This is a genomic window from Nocardia sp. CA-135398, assembly GCF_050955845.1.
Lineage (GTDB): Bacteria > Actinomycetota > Actinomycetes > Mycobacteriales > Mycobacteriaceae > Nocardia.
The window spans coordinates 3,428,820-3,443,936 of the sequence record NZ_CP192084.1 but is presented as its reverse complement, the minus strand read 5'-3'; the positions used below and the strand labels follow the sequence as shown (position 1 = coordinate 3,443,936).

14 protein-coding genes are annotated in these 15,117 nt (G+C 66.6%); 7 read left to right on the top strand and 7 right to left on the bottom strand.

What is annotated here, in order from left to right:
• The first annotated feature begins 178 nt into the window (after positions 1–178).
• Complete coding sequence (locus tag ACQP1T_RS15240; protein WP_433760879.1) at positions 179–352, top strand: CsbD family protein; 174 nt, start codon at positions 179–181, stop codon at positions 350–352.
• An 80-nt stretch (positions 353–432) separates the two neighbouring features.
• On the opposite strand, the gene ACQP1T_RS15235 is transcribed toward ACQP1T_RS15240, so the two are convergent.
• Positions 433–1,638 (bottom strand): AI-2E family transporter, encoded by a 1,206-nt coding sequence (locus tag ACQP1T_RS15235; protein WP_433760877.1) that lies wholly within the window; start codon positions 1,636–1,638, stop codon positions 433–435.
• Positions 1,639–1,842: 204 nt separating this feature from the next.
• Here ACQP1T_RS15235 and ACQP1T_RS15230 point away from each other — a divergent pair, with 204 nt between their 5' ends.
• From ACQP1T_RS15230 to ACQP1T_RS15215, 4 genes are all read left to right on the top strand, one after another.
• Positions 1,843–2,304 (top strand): SRPBCC family protein, encoded by a 462-nt coding sequence (locus tag ACQP1T_RS15230; protein ID WP_433762211.1) that lies wholly within the window; start codon positions 1,843–1,845, stop codon positions 2,302–2,304.
• A 226-nt stretch (positions 2,305–2,530) separates the two neighbouring features.
• Positions 2,531–2,686 carry a DUF6131 family protein gene (locus ACQP1T_RS15225; RefSeq protein WP_433760876.1) on the top strand — a complete coding sequence of 52 codons (156 nt, stop codon included), beginning with the start codon at positions 2,531–2,533 and terminating at the stop codon, positions 2,684–2,686.
• A gap of 174 nt (positions 2,687–2,860) precedes the next feature.
• Positions 2,861–4,255 (top strand): sigma 54-interacting transcriptional regulator, encoded by a 1,395-nt coding sequence (locus ACQP1T_RS15220; protein ID WP_433760875.1) that lies wholly within the window; start codon positions 2,861–2,863, stop codon positions 4,253–4,255.
• Complete coding sequence (locus ACQP1T_RS15215) at positions 4,252–6,204, top strand: hypothetical protein (protein WP_433760873.1); 1,953 nt, start codon at positions 4,252–4,254, stop codon at positions 6,202–6,204. Before ACQP1T_RS15220 ends, ACQP1T_RS15215 begins: the two co-directional genes overlap by 4 nt.
• A gap of 4 nt (positions 6,205–6,208) precedes the next feature.
• Here the strand turns inward: ACQP1T_RS15215 and ACQP1T_RS15210 are convergent, their stop codons facing one another.
• The 5 genes from ACQP1T_RS15210 to ACQP1T_RS15190 form a co-directional block, all read right to left on the bottom strand.
• Positions 6,209–7,243: an NAD(P)-dependent alcohol dehydrogenase gene (locus tag ACQP1T_RS15210; protein WP_433760871.1), complete on the bottom strand. Its 1,035-nt coding sequence runs from the start codon at positions 7,241–7,243 to the stop codon at positions 6,209–6,211.
• Positions 7,244–7,324: 81 nt separating this feature from the next.
• Positions 7,325–8,014 (bottom strand): TetR/AcrR family transcriptional regulator C-terminal domain-containing protein, encoded by a 690-nt coding sequence (locus ACQP1T_RS15205; protein ID WP_433760869.1) that lies wholly within the window; start codon positions 8,012–8,014, stop codon positions 7,325–7,327.
• A gap of 92 nt (positions 8,015–8,106) precedes the next feature.
• Entirely contained in the window at positions 8,107–9,048 is a 942-nt protein-coding gene (locus ACQP1T_RS15200) for an esterase/lipase family protein (protein WP_433762210.1), read from the bottom strand.
• 170 nt (positions 9,049–9,218) lie between these two features.
• On the bottom strand, positions 9,219–9,875 hold the full coding sequence (locus tag ACQP1T_RS15195; RefSeq protein ID WP_433760868.1) for a PadR family transcriptional regulator: 657 nt from the start codon (positions 9,873–9,875) through the stop codon (positions 9,219–9,221).
• Positions 9,876–10,232: 357 nt separating this feature from the next.
• Positions 10,233–10,823 (bottom strand): TetR/AcrR family transcriptional regulator, encoded by a 591-nt coding sequence (locus tag ACQP1T_RS15190; protein ID WP_433760866.1) that lies wholly within the window; start codon positions 10,821–10,823, stop codon positions 10,233–10,235.
• A gap of 74 nt (positions 10,824–10,897) precedes the next feature.
• On the opposite strand from ACQP1T_RS15190, the gene ACQP1T_RS15185 reads away from it, so the two are divergent.
• Positions 10,898–11,743, top strand: a complete 846-nt coding sequence (locus tag ACQP1T_RS15185; RefSeq protein ID WP_433760864.1) for an NAD(P)H-binding protein — start codon at positions 10,898–10,900, stop codon at positions 11,741–11,743.
• Between the two features lie 33 nt (positions 11,744–11,776).
• Positions 11,777–11,938, top strand: coding sequence for a hypothetical protein (locus tag ACQP1T_RS15180; RefSeq protein WP_433760863.1), 162 nt, complete (start codon positions 11,777–11,779; stop codon positions 11,936–11,938).
• Between the two features lie 200 nt (positions 11,939–12,138).
• On the opposite strand, the gene ACQP1T_RS15175 is transcribed toward ACQP1T_RS15180, so the two are convergent.
• Positions 12,139–15,117, bottom strand: a complete 2,979-nt coding sequence (locus ACQP1T_RS15175; RefSeq protein WP_433762208.1) for a hypothetical protein — start codon at positions 15,115–15,117, stop codon at positions 12,139–12,141.

Below are 15,117 nucleotides of genomic sequence, written 5' to 3'. Positions count from 1 at the left end.
GTGCGGTCGCCGCTCGCGCCGTGGAAAACCCCCGCGCGAATCCAGGGCAGCCAGCCGATCTTCGACCCCGCGACAAGTCTCCCCCAGCAGGTTGTTTGGCTATCCGAATGCGGGTTATCCGCCACAAGACCGGCTGGAGACAGTAGGCCGGGCATCTTCGAGCAAAGGGGCCGCAATCATGGGCGCTGTAGACAAGGCCAAGAATAAGGCCGAGGAACTCTCCGGTAAGGCCAAGGAAAAGTTCGGCGAGGCCACCGACGACAAAGCCAAGCGGGACGAGGGTAAGACCGATCAGACCAAGTCCAACCTCAAGGATGCGGGCGAGAAGGTCAAGGACGCCTTCCGTCACTGACGCGACACTCGCCAGCGTCTGCCCGGTCTGAATCGGGGGCGAGCGGTCCGCCCGCCCCCGATTCAGCTGAAGCTGGGTAGCTAGCGCTTGTCCAGAGAAGGCAACACCGTTTCACTGATGATCAGCAGTACGGCGGCAGCGACCGGGATGGCGAGCAGGGCTCCGACGATTCCGAGCAACGCACCGCCGAGCAGAACCGACACGACCGTCACGATCGCCGGTACCCGCACCGTTCTGCCGATGATTCTGGGCACCAGTATGTAGTCCTCGAACAACCGCAGGATGATGAAGAAGATGATGGTTGCCACCGTGACGGGCAGGGATACGGTGAGCGCGACCAAGGCAACGATGATTCCGGCCAGGGTGGAGCCCACCACCGGGATCAAGTCCAGGACCGCGACCAGGACCGCAAGCAATAGCGGATAGGGCACGTCGAAGATCAGCAGCCAGATGAAGGTCAACACCGCGGTTATCAGCGAAATGACCAGATTGCCCAGGATGTAGCCGCCGACCTTCACGAAGATCTCGTCGCCGATCAGAATCGCTCGAGGTCGGCGCGAGCGCGGAAACAGCCGGTAGATCGACGTTCGAACCTGCGCGAAATCGGCCATGAAGTAGCCGGTGAGCACCGCGACGACCACCGTGCCGCTGACGATGCTGAACACGAGACGGCCCGCGCCGAGGATGCCACCGGCCAGATTCGAAGGATCGGATCCCAGCCCCTGCTGGACTCGGTCCTGCAGATGGAAGCGCGCGTTGAGCGTATCGATCAATGGATATCGTTGCGCGAGATGCGTGACGTAGTCCGGGGCGTTGTGGACCAGCGCGCTGCCCTGGGTGATCAGTGGCGGTATCGCGGCCGCTAGGAATCCGGCCAGCAAACCGATCGCGACCAGGAACACGGCGGTCACGGCGGCCCATCGTGGAAACCATGGCCGAACCAACCACGACACAACAGGTTCCAACCCGATTGCCAGGAACAACGCGATGGTGATCAAGACCAGAACTTGACTCACGGCGATCAGTGCTTGGATCGCGCCGTAGGTCACCGCAACTCCGGCCGCGCCCGCCATGCCGACCATGAACGGCGACCGCGGATCGAATCGTCGCCCGGGCTTGCCGAGCGGGTTCTGCGGCGTGCTGGCCCGCGCCGCCGCCGCTTCCGCGGTAATGATCGGTCCGCCTTCGTCGGTGGTGTGGGGTTGCGCGACCAGGTCCCTGTGGCCCTGTTCCGTCCCTTCCGGGGTGTGGCGCTTCTCAGGTTCTGCGGTGTCTTCGTTCCGCATCGGAACCGCCTCTTCCTCGACCTATGCCATGTCGACGTACCCATGGGCCGATCGTGGAAACAGGCCCCTCACAAGGGCGCGAGGCGTGTTCGTTTGGTCCATGGGTGTCCGGGTATGCCCGGCTTTGACCTGAGGCGCTCGCACGGAGCGTCGCGCGACGAGGTCCATCGCTCGCCCCCCGGGACGAGCCAGGAAGGAGCTGACATGAGCACTGTGGCCGCGACCGTCGATGTCGAAGTACCGGTCCGCACCGCCTACAACCAATGGACGCAGTTCGAGGAATTCCCGCAGTTCATGGTCGGCGTGGAGGCAGTAGACCAACTCGACGACAAGCACACCCATTGGCGTATCCATGTTGGGCCCGCGACCCGGGAATTCGACGCGACCATCACCGAGCAGCATCCAGACGAACGTGTCGCGTGGAAGTCCGACAATGGTCCCGATCACGCGGGCGTCATCACTTTCCATCGTCTGGACGACACGCATACGCGGATCACCGCGCAAATGGAGATCGATCCAGAGGGCTTCGTGGAGAACGCCGCCGACAAACTCGGCGTGCTGAAACACCGCATCAATGGCGACATGCAGCGCTTCAAGCAGTTCATCGAAGGCCAGCGGCATGAAACGGGCGCGTGGCGCGGTGATATTCCACGGCCTGACGCGTGATCTGACCCGCATCCCCAGTTGCGGCCGATAAACAGGGGTGTACATCCCTGATTCTGAGGCGTCTACTGGAATATGCAGGACATGGGTCGATCATCGGGGCTTCGTTCTTCCCGTGACCGCGATTGGGTAAGCGTAGTGGCGTGTGCTGGCATTGCGCACAGGACCGAATACCAGCACCGGAGGGTTTCTCAGGCCCTTCGAATAACAGCGAAACAGGTAGCTGGCCATGATCGTTCTCGGAGTCATCCTTCTCGTCGTTGGATTCATATTCAGCATCCCGATCCTCTGGACCATCGGGATCGTGGTCCTCGTCATCGGGCTCGTGTTACTGCTGTTGGGGTCGACGGGCCGCGCCGTCGGCGGCCGACGCCATTACTACTGACCCTGAATCACATTCGGGTGCTGATCCGCTCGCCGTCACCGCTGTCGTCTGAGCACGCACAGCGTCGGCGGCGGCCGAGTGGCGGCCGCCAGCGCTTGTCAACCTTATTTCCGGCTTGTTTCCGAGCGCGGCACAACGTCGACCGCATCGCCGAACCGACGTAGCGTCGATGGGGTGATTGTTCCTGAGCACCTGCCGACCACCGTCGGCGAGTTGCGCGCGGGCGGCCATCTGCCGCGCAGCGTGAAGTCCGAGATTCGCGAGAACCTGTTGTCCCGGTTGGGTTCCGGCGACGATCCGTGGCCGGGCATCGTCGGCTTCGATCGAACGGTACTGCCGCAGCTGGAACGCGCGCTGCTGGCGGGCCACGACGTCGTACTGCTCGGCGAGCGCGGCCAGGGCAAGACCCGGCTGCTGCGCACCATGATCGGCCTGCTCGACGAGTGGACACCGGTCATCGCGGGTACCGAACTCGGCGAGCATCCGCTCGCACCGATCAGCCCGGCCGGTCGTCGAATGGCCGAGGAATTGGGCGACGATCTCCCGGTCACCTGGCGGCACCGCTCCGAGCGCTACGCGGAGAAACTCGCCACGCCGGATACCTCCGTCGGTGACCTGATCGGCGATGTCGACCCGGTCAAGGTCGCCGAGGGCCGCAGCCTCGGCGATCCGGAGACCATCCACTTCGGACTCGTACCGCGCGCCCACCGCGGCATCGTCGCCGTCAACGAACTGCCCGATCTCGCCGAACGCATCCAGGTCGCGCTGCTGAATGTGATGGAGGAGCGCGATATCCAGGTGCGTGGTTACACCCTGCGCCTACCGCTCGATGTGCTGCTCGTCGCCACCGCCAACCCCGAGGACTACACCAACCGCGGCCGGATCATCACCCCGCTGAAGGACCGGTTCGGCGCGGAGATCCGCACCCACTACCCGCTGAGCGTCTCGGCCGAGGTGGCGCTGGTCCGGCAGGAGGCCGAACTGGTGGCCGAAGTCGGCGACCCGCTGATCGAGGTGCTCGCCCGGTTCGTGCGGCACCTGCGCGAATCGTCCGCGATCGACCAGCGGTCCGGCGTGTCCGCGCGATTCGCGGTCGCCGCCGCCGAAACGGTGGCCGCCGCCGCACTGCGCAGATCGGCGCTCACCGGCGAACGTCCCGCCGTCGCGCGTCCGGTCGACCTGGAATCGGTACCCGCCGTGTTGCGCGGCAAGCTGGAATTCGAGTCCGGGGAGGAGGGACGCGAACAGGAGCATCTCACGCACCTGATGCGGCGCTCGTTCGCCGAGGCAGGGAGTGCGCTACTCGGTGGGCTGAACCTGCGGCCGTTGGCGGAGGCGGTCGGCGACGGACATCTGGTCACCACCGGCGAACGTGTACCGGGTAAAGACGTGCTGTCCGCGTTGCCGGAACTACCTGTCCTGCACGAGGTCGCGCGTCGGCTCGGCGTCGGCGCCGACGCACCGCCCGCCCGCATCGCCTCGGCGGTCGAATTCGCGCTGGAAGCCCTCTACCTGGCCCGCCAAATAGCCAAGGATTCCGACGACGGCGTCGCGGTGTACGGCTCATGACCGCCCCCGACCGCTACGCCTATGGGCCCTATCACGACGGACCCGATCCACTGGCGCCCCCACTCGACCTGCGCGAGGCGCTGGACCAGATCGGCCGCGACGTGATGGAGGGCAGCTCACCCCGCACCGCACTGGAGGAACTGCTGCGTCGCGGTATGCGCGAAATGCGGGGGCTCGATGAGCTCACTCGGCAGGTGTGGCAGCGCCGCGCGGAGATCAGTCGACGACACCGGCTCGACGGCACCCTGCAACAGGTCCGTGAACTGCTGGAGCAGGGCCTGAAAGCCGAACGCCGCGAACTGTTTCCGGACCCCTCCGACGACGCCAGATTCGCCGAAGCCCAACTGGACGCATTGCCGCCGAGCACCGCGGCCGCCGTCAACGAGCTGGCCGAATACCAGTGGCGATCCGAAACCGGCAGGGAGAACTACCAGAAGATCCGCGACCTGCTCGGTCAGGAACTGCTCGAATCCCGATTCCAGGGCATGAAACAGGCCCTGGAGAACACCACACCCGAGGATGTCGAGCGCGTCGGACAGATGCTGTCCGATCTGAACGACCTGCTCGCCGCGCACGCACGAGGCGAGGACACCGAACAGCAGTTTGCCGAATTCATGGCCGAACACGGCGAATTCTTCCCGGAGAATCCGCGCGATACCGATGAGCTGATCGACGCGCTCGCCGCCAGGTCCGCCGCCGCCCAACGCATGTTGAACTCGATGTCCGCCGAACAGCAGGCCGAACTGGCCGAGCTGATCGGGCAGGCATTCGGCGATCCGCGCATTGCCCAGCAGGTCGGCGCCCTAGACGCCGCCCTGCGGGCGCTGCGGCCGGGCGAGGACTGGGACTCCGCCCAGCGCTTCCGCGGCAACGATCCGTTGGGCCTCGGCGCGGGAACCCAGGCCCTGCAGGATCTCGCCGAACTGGACGCACTCGCCGAGCAGCTCAGCCAGTCCTATCCAGGCGCCAGCCTCGAGGACATCGATCTGGACGCCCTGGCCCGCCAACTCGGCGACGACGCCAGCGTGGATGCCGCCCGACTAGCCGAACTGGAACGCGAACTGCGCAGACAGGGCGTATTCGAACGGGCACCCGATGGCTCACTCCGGTTGACGCCCAAGGCTTTACGACGACTCGGCGAAACCGCGCTGCGCGATGTCATCGGGCAGTTGCGGTCTCGGCGCGGCGAGCGGGATACCAGGCTGGCCGGTGCGGCGGGCGAGCCGACGGGCGGCACCCGGGCATGGCAGTTCGGCGATACCGAACCGTGGGATGTGCCAAGGACCGTGCGCAACGCGGTGCTGCGCTCCATGTCGGTGGGCAGTCGCAGCGTCACACTCGACGTGTCCGACGTCGAGATCATGGAAACCGAGCAGCGCTCCCGGGCCGCCGTTGCGCTCTGCGTCGACACCTCGTGGTCGATGGTGCAGGAGGGTAGGTGGCTGCCGATGAAGCGCACCGCCCTCGCGGTGCATCAGTTGATCAGCACCCGATTTCGCTCCGACGCGCTGAACCTGATCACCTTCGGTCGGCACGCCACCACCGTCGATATCGGCGAACTGACTGCGCTGGAAGGCGTTTGGGAGCAAGGCACCAACCTGCACCACGCACTTCTGCTGGCCGCACGCCATCTGCGCAGACATCCGGACGCGGTGCCCGTCGTGCTCGTCGTGACCGATGGCGAGCCGACCGCGCATCTGGAGCCGAACGGTGCGGCGTACTTCAATTGGCCGACCGCACCGCGCACCCTGGCCGTGACGATGGCCCAGGTCGATGCCCTGGCCAAGCTGGGCGCGTCGGTGACCGTCTTCATGCTCGGCGACGACCCGAGCCTGGCCGCATTCGTCGATTTGGTGGCCCGCCGCAGCGGCGGTCGCGTGGTGGCCCCGGATCTGGACGGACTCGGCGCCGCAGTGGTCAGCGACTACCTGCGCGGCAGGCGCGGTTGACCGGCTAGTCGCTGACCACGACCACCTTTCCCGTGGCGTGGCCTTCCTCCTGGTATCGGACGGCCGCGGGTATTTCGGTGAATGGATAGGTTCGGTCGATGACCGGTGTGATCTTTCCGTTCTCGATGAGCTCGGTCAGCGCCATGAGGTTTTCCCTGTTCCGAGTGCATCGAGTCACCTCCGCCAGCGCGACTCGCTGCGAGATGAGCGGCGCGAGCGCAAGAGCCGCGAACATCCGTCCGGCGGGTTGCAGCCAACGACCCGCCGGGCCGCCAACCGCGACATAGGCGCCCTCGGTAGTCAGCACGCGGCGACATGCCGACATCGAGCGGCTTCCCGCGATATCCACCAGCAGGTCGTAACGCTGCCCGGCACGCGTGAAATCCGCTGCGGTGTAATCGATTACCGCATCCGCACCGAGTGAGCAAATCAGCTCCAGGTTCCGCGTGCCGCAAACACCGGTGACGACCGCGCCGAACGCCTGCGCGAGCTGTACGGCGAACGTGCCGACACCCCCGGACGCGCCGTTGATCAATACCCGCTGGCCAGCCTGAACCCGTCCCTCGTCACGCAGCGCCAGCAACGCGGTATTGGCCGCCAGCGGCACCGCGGCCGCCTGCTCGAATGACAAGTTCTTCGGCTTAGGCGCCAGTTCGGTTTCCCGGACACATACGTACTCGGCGAAGCCACCCCCTCTGAGCATCGCGAATACCTCGTCGCCGGGCCGGAATCCGGTCACCGCCTCGCCGATACCTTCGACCACCCCCGCCACATCGGCGCCGAGGATGGCGATGGACGGCTTGCGCAGTCCGACGCCGCCACCCATCAGCCGCGCGATATACGGCTCGCCGCGCAGGAAATGCCAGTCATAGGGCTGCACCGAGGTGGCGCGCACCCGAACCAACACCTCGTCGTCGGCGGGTACCGGCTGGTCGATATCGGTGAGAGTCAGCCGCTCCGGTGGTCCGAATGCGCGAAGGACATAGGCCTTCATCATGTTCTCCTCAGATCTCGGCACCGAGACGCCGCGCGCACTCATGTGCCTTACGTCGTAAGGTACCCTTACGACGTAAGGCTGGTCAATGGTCGCGCGAGCCGCGCCGACCGAAGTCCTTGCAGATCAAGCAGTCTCACGCAAACGGTCGAGACCGTCGAGAATCAGATCGAGCGCGAATTCGAATTCGAACTGGTCATCACACCAGCCCAGTGTCGAGTCCGAATCGTCGTGTGCGACCTCGCGCAGCATCCCGACCAGATTCGGGAGCGCCTCGGCCATCGCGTCGAGCGCGGCCATGGCCTCCGCGTCGACCGGTCCGTCGCCAGGATCGAACAACTCCTGGGCGAAACCCAGCGCCCGACTACCCAGCACATGCATCGCGTGGTGGGTCTGGTCGTAGGAGAAGCCGCCTTCGTGCATCAGACCGAGCAAGCCGTCGTAGTAGCGCAGCACTGCCTGGCTGGTATTGGTCCGGGTCTGGAACACACCGGGCGCCCACGGATGCCGGAGCAGCACCGCGCGCGCGGAGAGAATCCGCTGCCGCACGGCCTGCTTCCACGCGGCCCCGACAGCGGGCATGTCGATCTCGGCAACGACCTGATTGATCTCCCCCACGATGACGTCGACCACGCCATCCAGCACGTCTTCCTTATTGGCTACGTGGTGATACAGCGACATCGCCTCGACCCCGAGCAGTTCCGCCAACCGACGCATCGTCAGCGCTTCGATACCACTCTCGTCGGCGACGCCGATCGCCGCGGAAAGTACTCGCATCCGGCTCAACGGGATTCGAGACTCGGCTTCGGCGGGCACCTACGCATCCTCCCATACGGCGTAAGTCCGACATGGACAGCAGAACGGGCGGCGGATCGAATACCCTCCGCCCGGTTGCCGAGCCGCGGCCGTCAGGAATGTCCGGCGATGATGACCTCGGGGATGCCGGTGCCGAGCGGCACCTCCCGACACGTCGGAGCGGGTGCGTGGACCGGGTCCAGGGTCCGCAGCAGCAGCTCCTGCACGAATGGGTCGTAGACCATATGGAAGTGACCGGTCTGATCGATTGCGCATTCGTCCTGCAGTGCGATGTTCTGCACGTTCGGGCCGTGTAGTGCGATATTGCTGAAAGGCTGGATCATCTCGTCGACGCGGCTGCCGATGGTCACATAGTGCGGGCCGGGCACGGTGTCACCGCCCGCGTTGAGTTCGACCATCAGCGGCGACCCCTGTACTTGCTGCACCGCCGCGAGTGAGGTGACCTGCGCGAAGGCCTGCAGCGCGCCCGGAATCGACTGCGCCACCGGCACCAGTCCGTACATCACCCCGCCGTAGCTCGGCGATGCGAGACCGATCCACTGACCGACCTTCGGCGCGCCACCGAGCTTGTTCACGTAGTAGCGAGTGACGTTGGCGCCCTGGGAAAATCCGACGATATCGACCTGGGTGGCATTGGTGGCGGCCAGTACCTGATCGACGAATGCGCCGAACTGGTAGGCGCTCACCACGATGTCCTCGGTGCCCCAGGTGTCCTTGCCGGGTGCACCGCCGTAGTTGAGTGCGAAGACACAGAAGCCGAGGGCCGAGATCTGCGGACCGATGGCCGCCCAGTCGGAGTACGCCGAGGAATCGGTGCCGTGTGCCAGGACGACCGGGCGAGGATGGTCACCGGTCGGCTTGCAGTCGAAGTTGTTGGTACCGGCCGGGGCCACGTTCTTGTGCGCCTTCTGGTACACCGCCGCGGCCAGATGGTCCGATTGGGACGGACCGGCCTGGGTGGGTACATCCGGCGGGCGATATCCGGCGACCTGCGCACTCACCGGCGCGGGATCTGCTGGTTCGGCGCCCGCCATCGGCGCCGCGCCGGAGCCGAAAAAGACGACTCCGGCCAGGACACCGGCAGACACCACACGCCCGAACTGTGATACTCCCCAACCCCACGACCCACTCGGCTGTTCCATATCACAATGATGTACCCGATCGGCTCGAAAAGTGCACGCTCAGGCGATGTTTCACATTGCCATCACTTTTCGGGGGAGTCGTCCTCGGCGAGAATGCGGTATAACGACTTACGCGCCTCGGTGAGCACCTCCGCGGCCCGAGTCGCCTGCTGCGGAGTACCGGCCGCCGCGACCTGGGCGGCCGCACCCATCAGCTGTCCGATGAGCGCGCGCAGATCCATCGCCTGGGCGCCGACGTCCTCCTTCACATCGGCCCAAGGATCGCCGAGTTCATCCCGATGCTCGGTGACATAGGTCTCGCCCGCGTCGGTGAGCTTCGCGGTCTTGCGACCCGCGACCTTCTCGATGAGCACCAGACCCTCGTCCTCGAGCTGCGCGAGCGCCGGGTAGATGGACCCCGGGCTCGGACGCCAGACGTCGTCGCTACGGTCCCTGATCTGCTGGATCAGCTCGTAGCCGTGCATCGGACGCTCGGTGAGCAGCAACAACACCGCGGCACGCACGTCACCGCGCCTGCCCCGGCCACCGCGGCCGCGCCCACGTCCGAATCCCGGACCGAAGCCGGGCCCGAAACCAGGACCGAAGCCCGGTCCGAACTCGGGCCCGAACCCGTGCCGCCCACCGCGGCGATGCTGGCGATGACCGGCGTCACCCCCGTCGTGCCCTGGCTTCCGCCAGCGACCACGACCTCTGAATTCTCCGTATTCGATGTTTTCCATATCAGCCTCCTGGGGCTCTCGTGTATATCTCACGCTATCGACGATATATCGGCAATGCATCGCACGCAAGAGTGATGGGCAACACGAACCGACCGGCCGCCCTGAATCCGGCCGACCAGCCGAGAAGGGCTATCCGGCCGGTGTCCTGGAGACCGGGCGGCGCTTCGCCGATCACGAATTCGCCCAGAGCAGCAGGCGCACGGGGAGGCGCAACCGGCTTGTCGCCATCATCTGGGCGGCCACGCGGATATCGAAGGTCGCCGGGAGGTCCGATCCCGGATGGTCCGCCCGGAATCGGCGGCGCCCCCAGCGCCGCAACGGTTTGCGGACCGCGAACCCAGCGGCACCATAACGCCGTTATGGCGCAAGCGAATCGATCCAACGCGCCAGCCGATGCCCCTCGGTCACCATGAGTTCCGGATCGCGGAAGGTGTTGGTCAGCAAGGAGATCCCCTGGTAGGCGGCGAACAGCGCAACCGCGAGCTCTCCCGCGTCCACGCGGCCCATCGCGGCGAACTGCCGCTCGATCCAGTCGAGCAGCGTGCGAATACTCGTCGCTGACGCCAGCTCCAGCCCGTCGCCACGTTTACCCAGCTCCGAGGCCAGAGTTCCAGTGGGGCAACCGAATTGCGCGGCACGGTCGCGCTGGTCGACCCAGCCGCGGACCAACGCCTTCAGCCGATCTCGCGGCTCGTCATAGCTTTCCAGGGCGACGATCAACTCCTGCAGCGTCTGCGCGTGCGCGCCGAGTGCCGCCTCGACCAGCTGATCCTTGGTCTTGAAGTAGTAGTACACATTGCCGAGCGGAACCTCGGCGGCCCGCGCGATATCGGCGATGGTCGTCTTCTCGACGCCCTGCTCGTGGAACACCTGGGCGGCCGCGGCGGCGAGGCGTTCACGCTTGCCCGCCTTGGATGTCGTGCGCCGACCTTCGACTGAGTTAGTCACACAACTAACTATAGACAAGCTCCCGGTCCGTCGACTACGGTCGATTCAGTCAGTCAACTAACTCAGGAGTGAACGTGATCGTAGTGACCGGAGCGACCGGCAATATCGGACGCACCCTCGTGCAGCACCTCGTCGCCGCCGACGAGCAGGTGACGGCCGTATCGCGCGGCAATCGAGACATCGCACTGCCTGCAGGCGTGCGGCATCGGCGGGCCGATCTGGCAGATCCCGAAAGCCTCTCCCCCGCAGTCGAAAACGCTGATGCGCTCTTCCTGCTGCTGACCGGACCCCAATTGGTGACCGGACCGGATCCGGCACGGTTCATCGAGGTCGCGGCGACGGGTGGGGTCAAGAAGGTGGTGCTGCTTTCGTCGCAGGCGACGGGCACCCGGCCCGGACTCGCCTCCCATGCGCGACTGCATGCGTTCGAGTCCGCGCTGCGGCGATCGGAGTTGGACTGGACGATCCTGCGGCCCACCGGATTCTTCTCCAACACCTACGCATGGATCGAGACGATCCGAGCCGAGCAGATGATTGCCGCCCCCTTCGCCGATATCGCACTGCCCGCCATCGATCCCGGCGATATCGCCGAAGTCGCCGCGACCGTATTGCGCACGGATGGGTATTCCGGACGGACCTACGAACTGACCGGACCCGCCGCGATCAGTCCGCGCCAGCAGGCTCATGCCGTCGAAGATGCGTTGGGAACCGCGCTGCGGTTCGTCGAATTGACCCGCGAGCAGGCGCGTTCCGGCATGTTGCGATTCATGCCGGAGGATGTCGCGGATGGCACGCTCGATATCCTCGGCACGCCGATGCCTGCCGAGCAGCAGGTCAGCGCCGATGTCGAACGGGTACTCGGGCGGCCAGCGACATCGTATGCCGAATGGGCGCGACGCAATCGGGCCATCTTCGGCTGACCCTGGCCAGTGATCCGGATGTGCTGCTCGCCCTTGCGATTCTCGCGCATCGACGCCGAGGGCGAGCAGCTCGCTGTCGAGATCATCGCGCCGCGGCCCCCGGAGCGCATCACGGGCAGCGATCCCCGCCTGGTCTCCGGGTGCCATCGGTCCACGGGTGAACTCCGCGCCATGCGGATCGTTCTGCTCGACTAGCCTCAGTCGCGTACGGCTTGTTCGATATCGCGGGCGCTCAGGTCAGTCGCACGAAAACCGGCCAGTCGCAGCCTCTTTCGATCTGTTGAGACCATGTCCGCATCCTCGCGGAGGGCGACGCTATCCGCGCGATACGCACTGTTCGGTCCTGCTCTGGGCCAGTGGTCGGCGACGATCAGCGCCAGGCTCTGGTTCGGGGCTCAGCCGATGTCGACCGGGTCGATTTGGACCCGGAGCGGCGCATCGGAGCGGTGAGTGCTGCGGACCGCCTGGGCGGCGGTGAGGGCGCGGGCCAGGGCGGCGCCGGAGGTGCGGTGGACGCGCAGGAGCATGCGTTCGACTTCCGCGGGGGTATCACCGCTGTCGAACGGTTTGCGGGCGCCGGGTGGAAGGGGCACCGGGCCGAGGACGTCGACATTGTCGGGAAGCTTTGCGGCGGAGAGCAATTCGGAGATGGAGTCGGAGGTGCCGTCGATAGCGGCCATGCGCACGGCGGGTGGGAACCCGACCTCGGCGCGGCTGTCCACCTCGGCACGAGCGTGGCCGAGCGGGTCCCAGCGCAGCAGCGCCTGGACCGTGGGTAGCGAGGGTTCGGCCATGACGATGACCTGACCATGATTGCGCACCAGGGTGGCCGCGGACATCCAGCGGCGCAGCGTGTCCTCGGCGGCGCGCAGGTCCGCGCGACTCAGTAGTGCCCAACCGTCGAGCAGCAGCGCGACGCCATAGCCGCCGGGCAGCACCGGCTCCGCGCCGACGGTCGCGACGATCACCTGCGGACCCGGTTCCACCGTGTCGAGCATCGCGCCGCCACTGGATCCGCGAATCGGCACACCGGGGAACGCACGACCGAGTTCCTCGGCGGTACGGGCCGCGCCGATCACCACCGCACGCAGCGCCCTGGAAGCGCAAGCCGGACAGCGGAATGCGGCCTCGGTGATTCCGCACCAGCGGCACGCGGGACTATGCGCGGTCTCGCCGCGATGCCCGGCTCGCCCGTCCGGCAGGGCAAGTGGGCCGTTGCAATGCCGACATCGCGCGGGCGTACGGCATTTCGCGCAGGCCAGTGCCGGAATGTATCCACGCCGCGGCACCTGCACCAGCACCGCCGCACCTTCCTTCAGTGCGGATCGCGCGGCGGCGTAACCAACGGCCGGAATGCGAACCGCCCGCGCCACCGGGTCGCGCTCCATCGCGATATCCGAGTCACCCGGCGCACTGATGCGCGGCGAAAATTTCCGCACCACAGCACGATCGGCGACCAGGTCATGCGCCCACCCCGAATCGACCACCGCCTGGATCTCCGCCGTCCGTGCGAATCCCGCCGCGACGAATGCCGCACCGGTCTCATGTGCCCGCAGCATCGCGACTTCGCGCGCATGCGGATACGGCGCCCGCGGCTCGGCATAGGTGTCGTCCCCGTCATCCCAGATCGCGATCAACCCGAGATCGACAGCGGGCGCGAACACCGCACTGCGCGTCCCCACAATCACCCGCGCGGTCCCCCGCAATGCCGCCAACCACCGCCGATACCGCGCCGCCGGTCCCAACCCAGCAGCCAATCCGATCGCCGAATCCCCCACCAGCCGAACACATTCCGCCAACACCCGATCCAGATCCCGCTGATCCGGAACCATCAGAATCGCACTGCGCCCCCGTCCGACGACAACCGCCGCCAATTCCGCCAACCGCCGCGCCCAATCCTCCCCCGGCACCGCCTGCCACCCCGCCCGCACCCCTTTCCCCTGCCCCAGCGCCGACACAAACGCCGTCCCATGGATGTACCGCTCCCACGGCCGGAGATCGATCCCGTTCGGCATCCTTCCGCTGCTCGAATCAGCCAGCGCCGCAGCGACATCCGCCGATTCCGCCGCATCTACGACGGGCACGCCCTCCTGCGTGGCGTCCCCTGCTCCGGCGGCGGCATCGGCAGCACCAGCACCAGCACCAGCACCAGCACCAGCCTGCCCTGCCGAAGTCACGGCACCAGAATCCGTCGCCGATTCGACCGAATCCGACAGCGGATCCGTCCCAGCCCCCGCCGAGTCCGCACCTACTGCGTTGGCAGCATCGGCAGAAGCTGCCTCCGGCTGTATCGACGGCACGGCACCAGAATCCGCCGTCCCTTCGATCGAATCCGACAGCGGCTGCGCCCCAGCCCCCGCCGAGTCCGCACCTACCCCGTTGGCAGCATCAGCAGAACCTGCCCCCTCCGGCCCTATCAACGGCACGGCACCAGAATCCGCCAACGCTTCGACCGAATCCGACAGCGGATCCCCAGCTTCAGCGGCCGCCACACCTTCTGCCGACCGCGCAGGCACCGAACCGGTACTGGGCCCCCGTGCAAGGTCGACCGACTCGCCCCGCGCCGTCCAATGGTCATGCTGTGCGACCGCATCAACGGACGTAGCGGATCCGCCAGCTTCGGCCGCTGTAGCAGCATCAGCCACCGGCCGCAGGCCACCGGAATCCCCCACGGCCGCTGCGGCATTCAGAGTTTCGGCAGGCCCGACGGCCTCAGCGTGCGACGCCACCGAGTCGTTCACCGGCGCGGGATCCGGCGACGACGAACCGCGCGCCGCCGATGCGGCCACGGCCGGTTCCACTGCGGAATCGTCGGCGAGTTCGCTATCGAGCGGCGCGCGCAAGGTTTCGGATGCGCGGGTCGGCCCGCGCGACGGAGTCGGCGCCTGCGTCGTTGGAGCAGTAGACCTGTCGGAGCCGCCATCAGTCGAGTCCGCCGAATCTTGCTGCGGCTCTGCGGGTTCGGCCGACTTCTTCGAGCCACCGTTCTCGGTGCGCGCATGCCGCGGCGGAATCGCCAGGCGCAGGACGTCCGCGCGGGTGCCCGCGTAGCGGGCGGCTACGGCGGTGGCGAGTCGCAGGATTTCCGGGGTCAGGACGCGTTCGGCGGAGACCACGCGTTCGAGTTTGACCATTTTGCCGGTGTGGTCGCTGTGCGACAGGCGGGCCAGCAGATACCCGTCGACGAGGCGGCCAGCGAAGCGGACGCGGACGCGGACGCCGGGTTGGGCGATCTCATCCAGCTCAGGCGGGACCAGATAGTCGAAGTCGCGGTCAAGATGCGCAGGCGACAGCAGCGGGAGCACCCTGGCGATCGGGTGTCCCGCTGCTGTCGAGTCGTGCGTCGCCGCGGCTCCGGCATCCGCGGGAGCCAT

Coding starts and splice junctions, on each gene's coding strand:
- ACQP1T_RS15240 (WP_433760879.1), top strand. CDS start 179: ATGGGCGCTGTAGACAAGGCCAAGAATAAGGCCGAGGAACTCTCCGGT.
- ACQP1T_RS15235 (WP_433760877.1), bottom strand. CDS start 1,638: ATGCGGAACGAAGACACCGCAGAACCTGAGAAGCGCCACACCCCGGAA.
- ACQP1T_RS15230 (WP_433762211.1), top strand. CDS start 1,843: ATGAGCACTGTGGCCGCGACCGTCGATGTCGAAGTACCGGTCCGCACC.
- ACQP1T_RS15225 (WP_433760876.1), top strand. CDS start 2,531: ATGATCGTTCTCGGAGTCATCCTTCTCGTCGTTGGATTCATATTCAGC.
- ACQP1T_RS15215 (WP_433760873.1), top strand. CDS start 4,252: ATGACCGCCCCCGACCGCTACGCCTATGGGCCCTATCACGACGGACCC.
- ACQP1T_RS15210 (WP_433760871.1), bottom strand. CDS start 7,243: ATGAGTGCGCGCGGCGTCTCGGTGCCGAGATCTGAGGAGAACATGATG.
- ACQP1T_RS15200 (WP_433762210.1), bottom strand. CDS start 9,048: ATGGCGGGCGCCGAACCAGCAGATCCCGCGCCGGTGAGTGCGCAGGTC.
- ACQP1T_RS15195 (WP_433760868.1), bottom strand. CDS start 9,875: ATGGAAAACATCGAATACGGAGAATTCAGAGGTCGTGGTCGCTGGCGG.
- ACQP1T_RS15175 (WP_433762208.1), bottom strand. CDS start 15,117: ATGGCTCCCGCGGATGCCGGAGCCGCGGCGACGCACGACTCGACAGCA.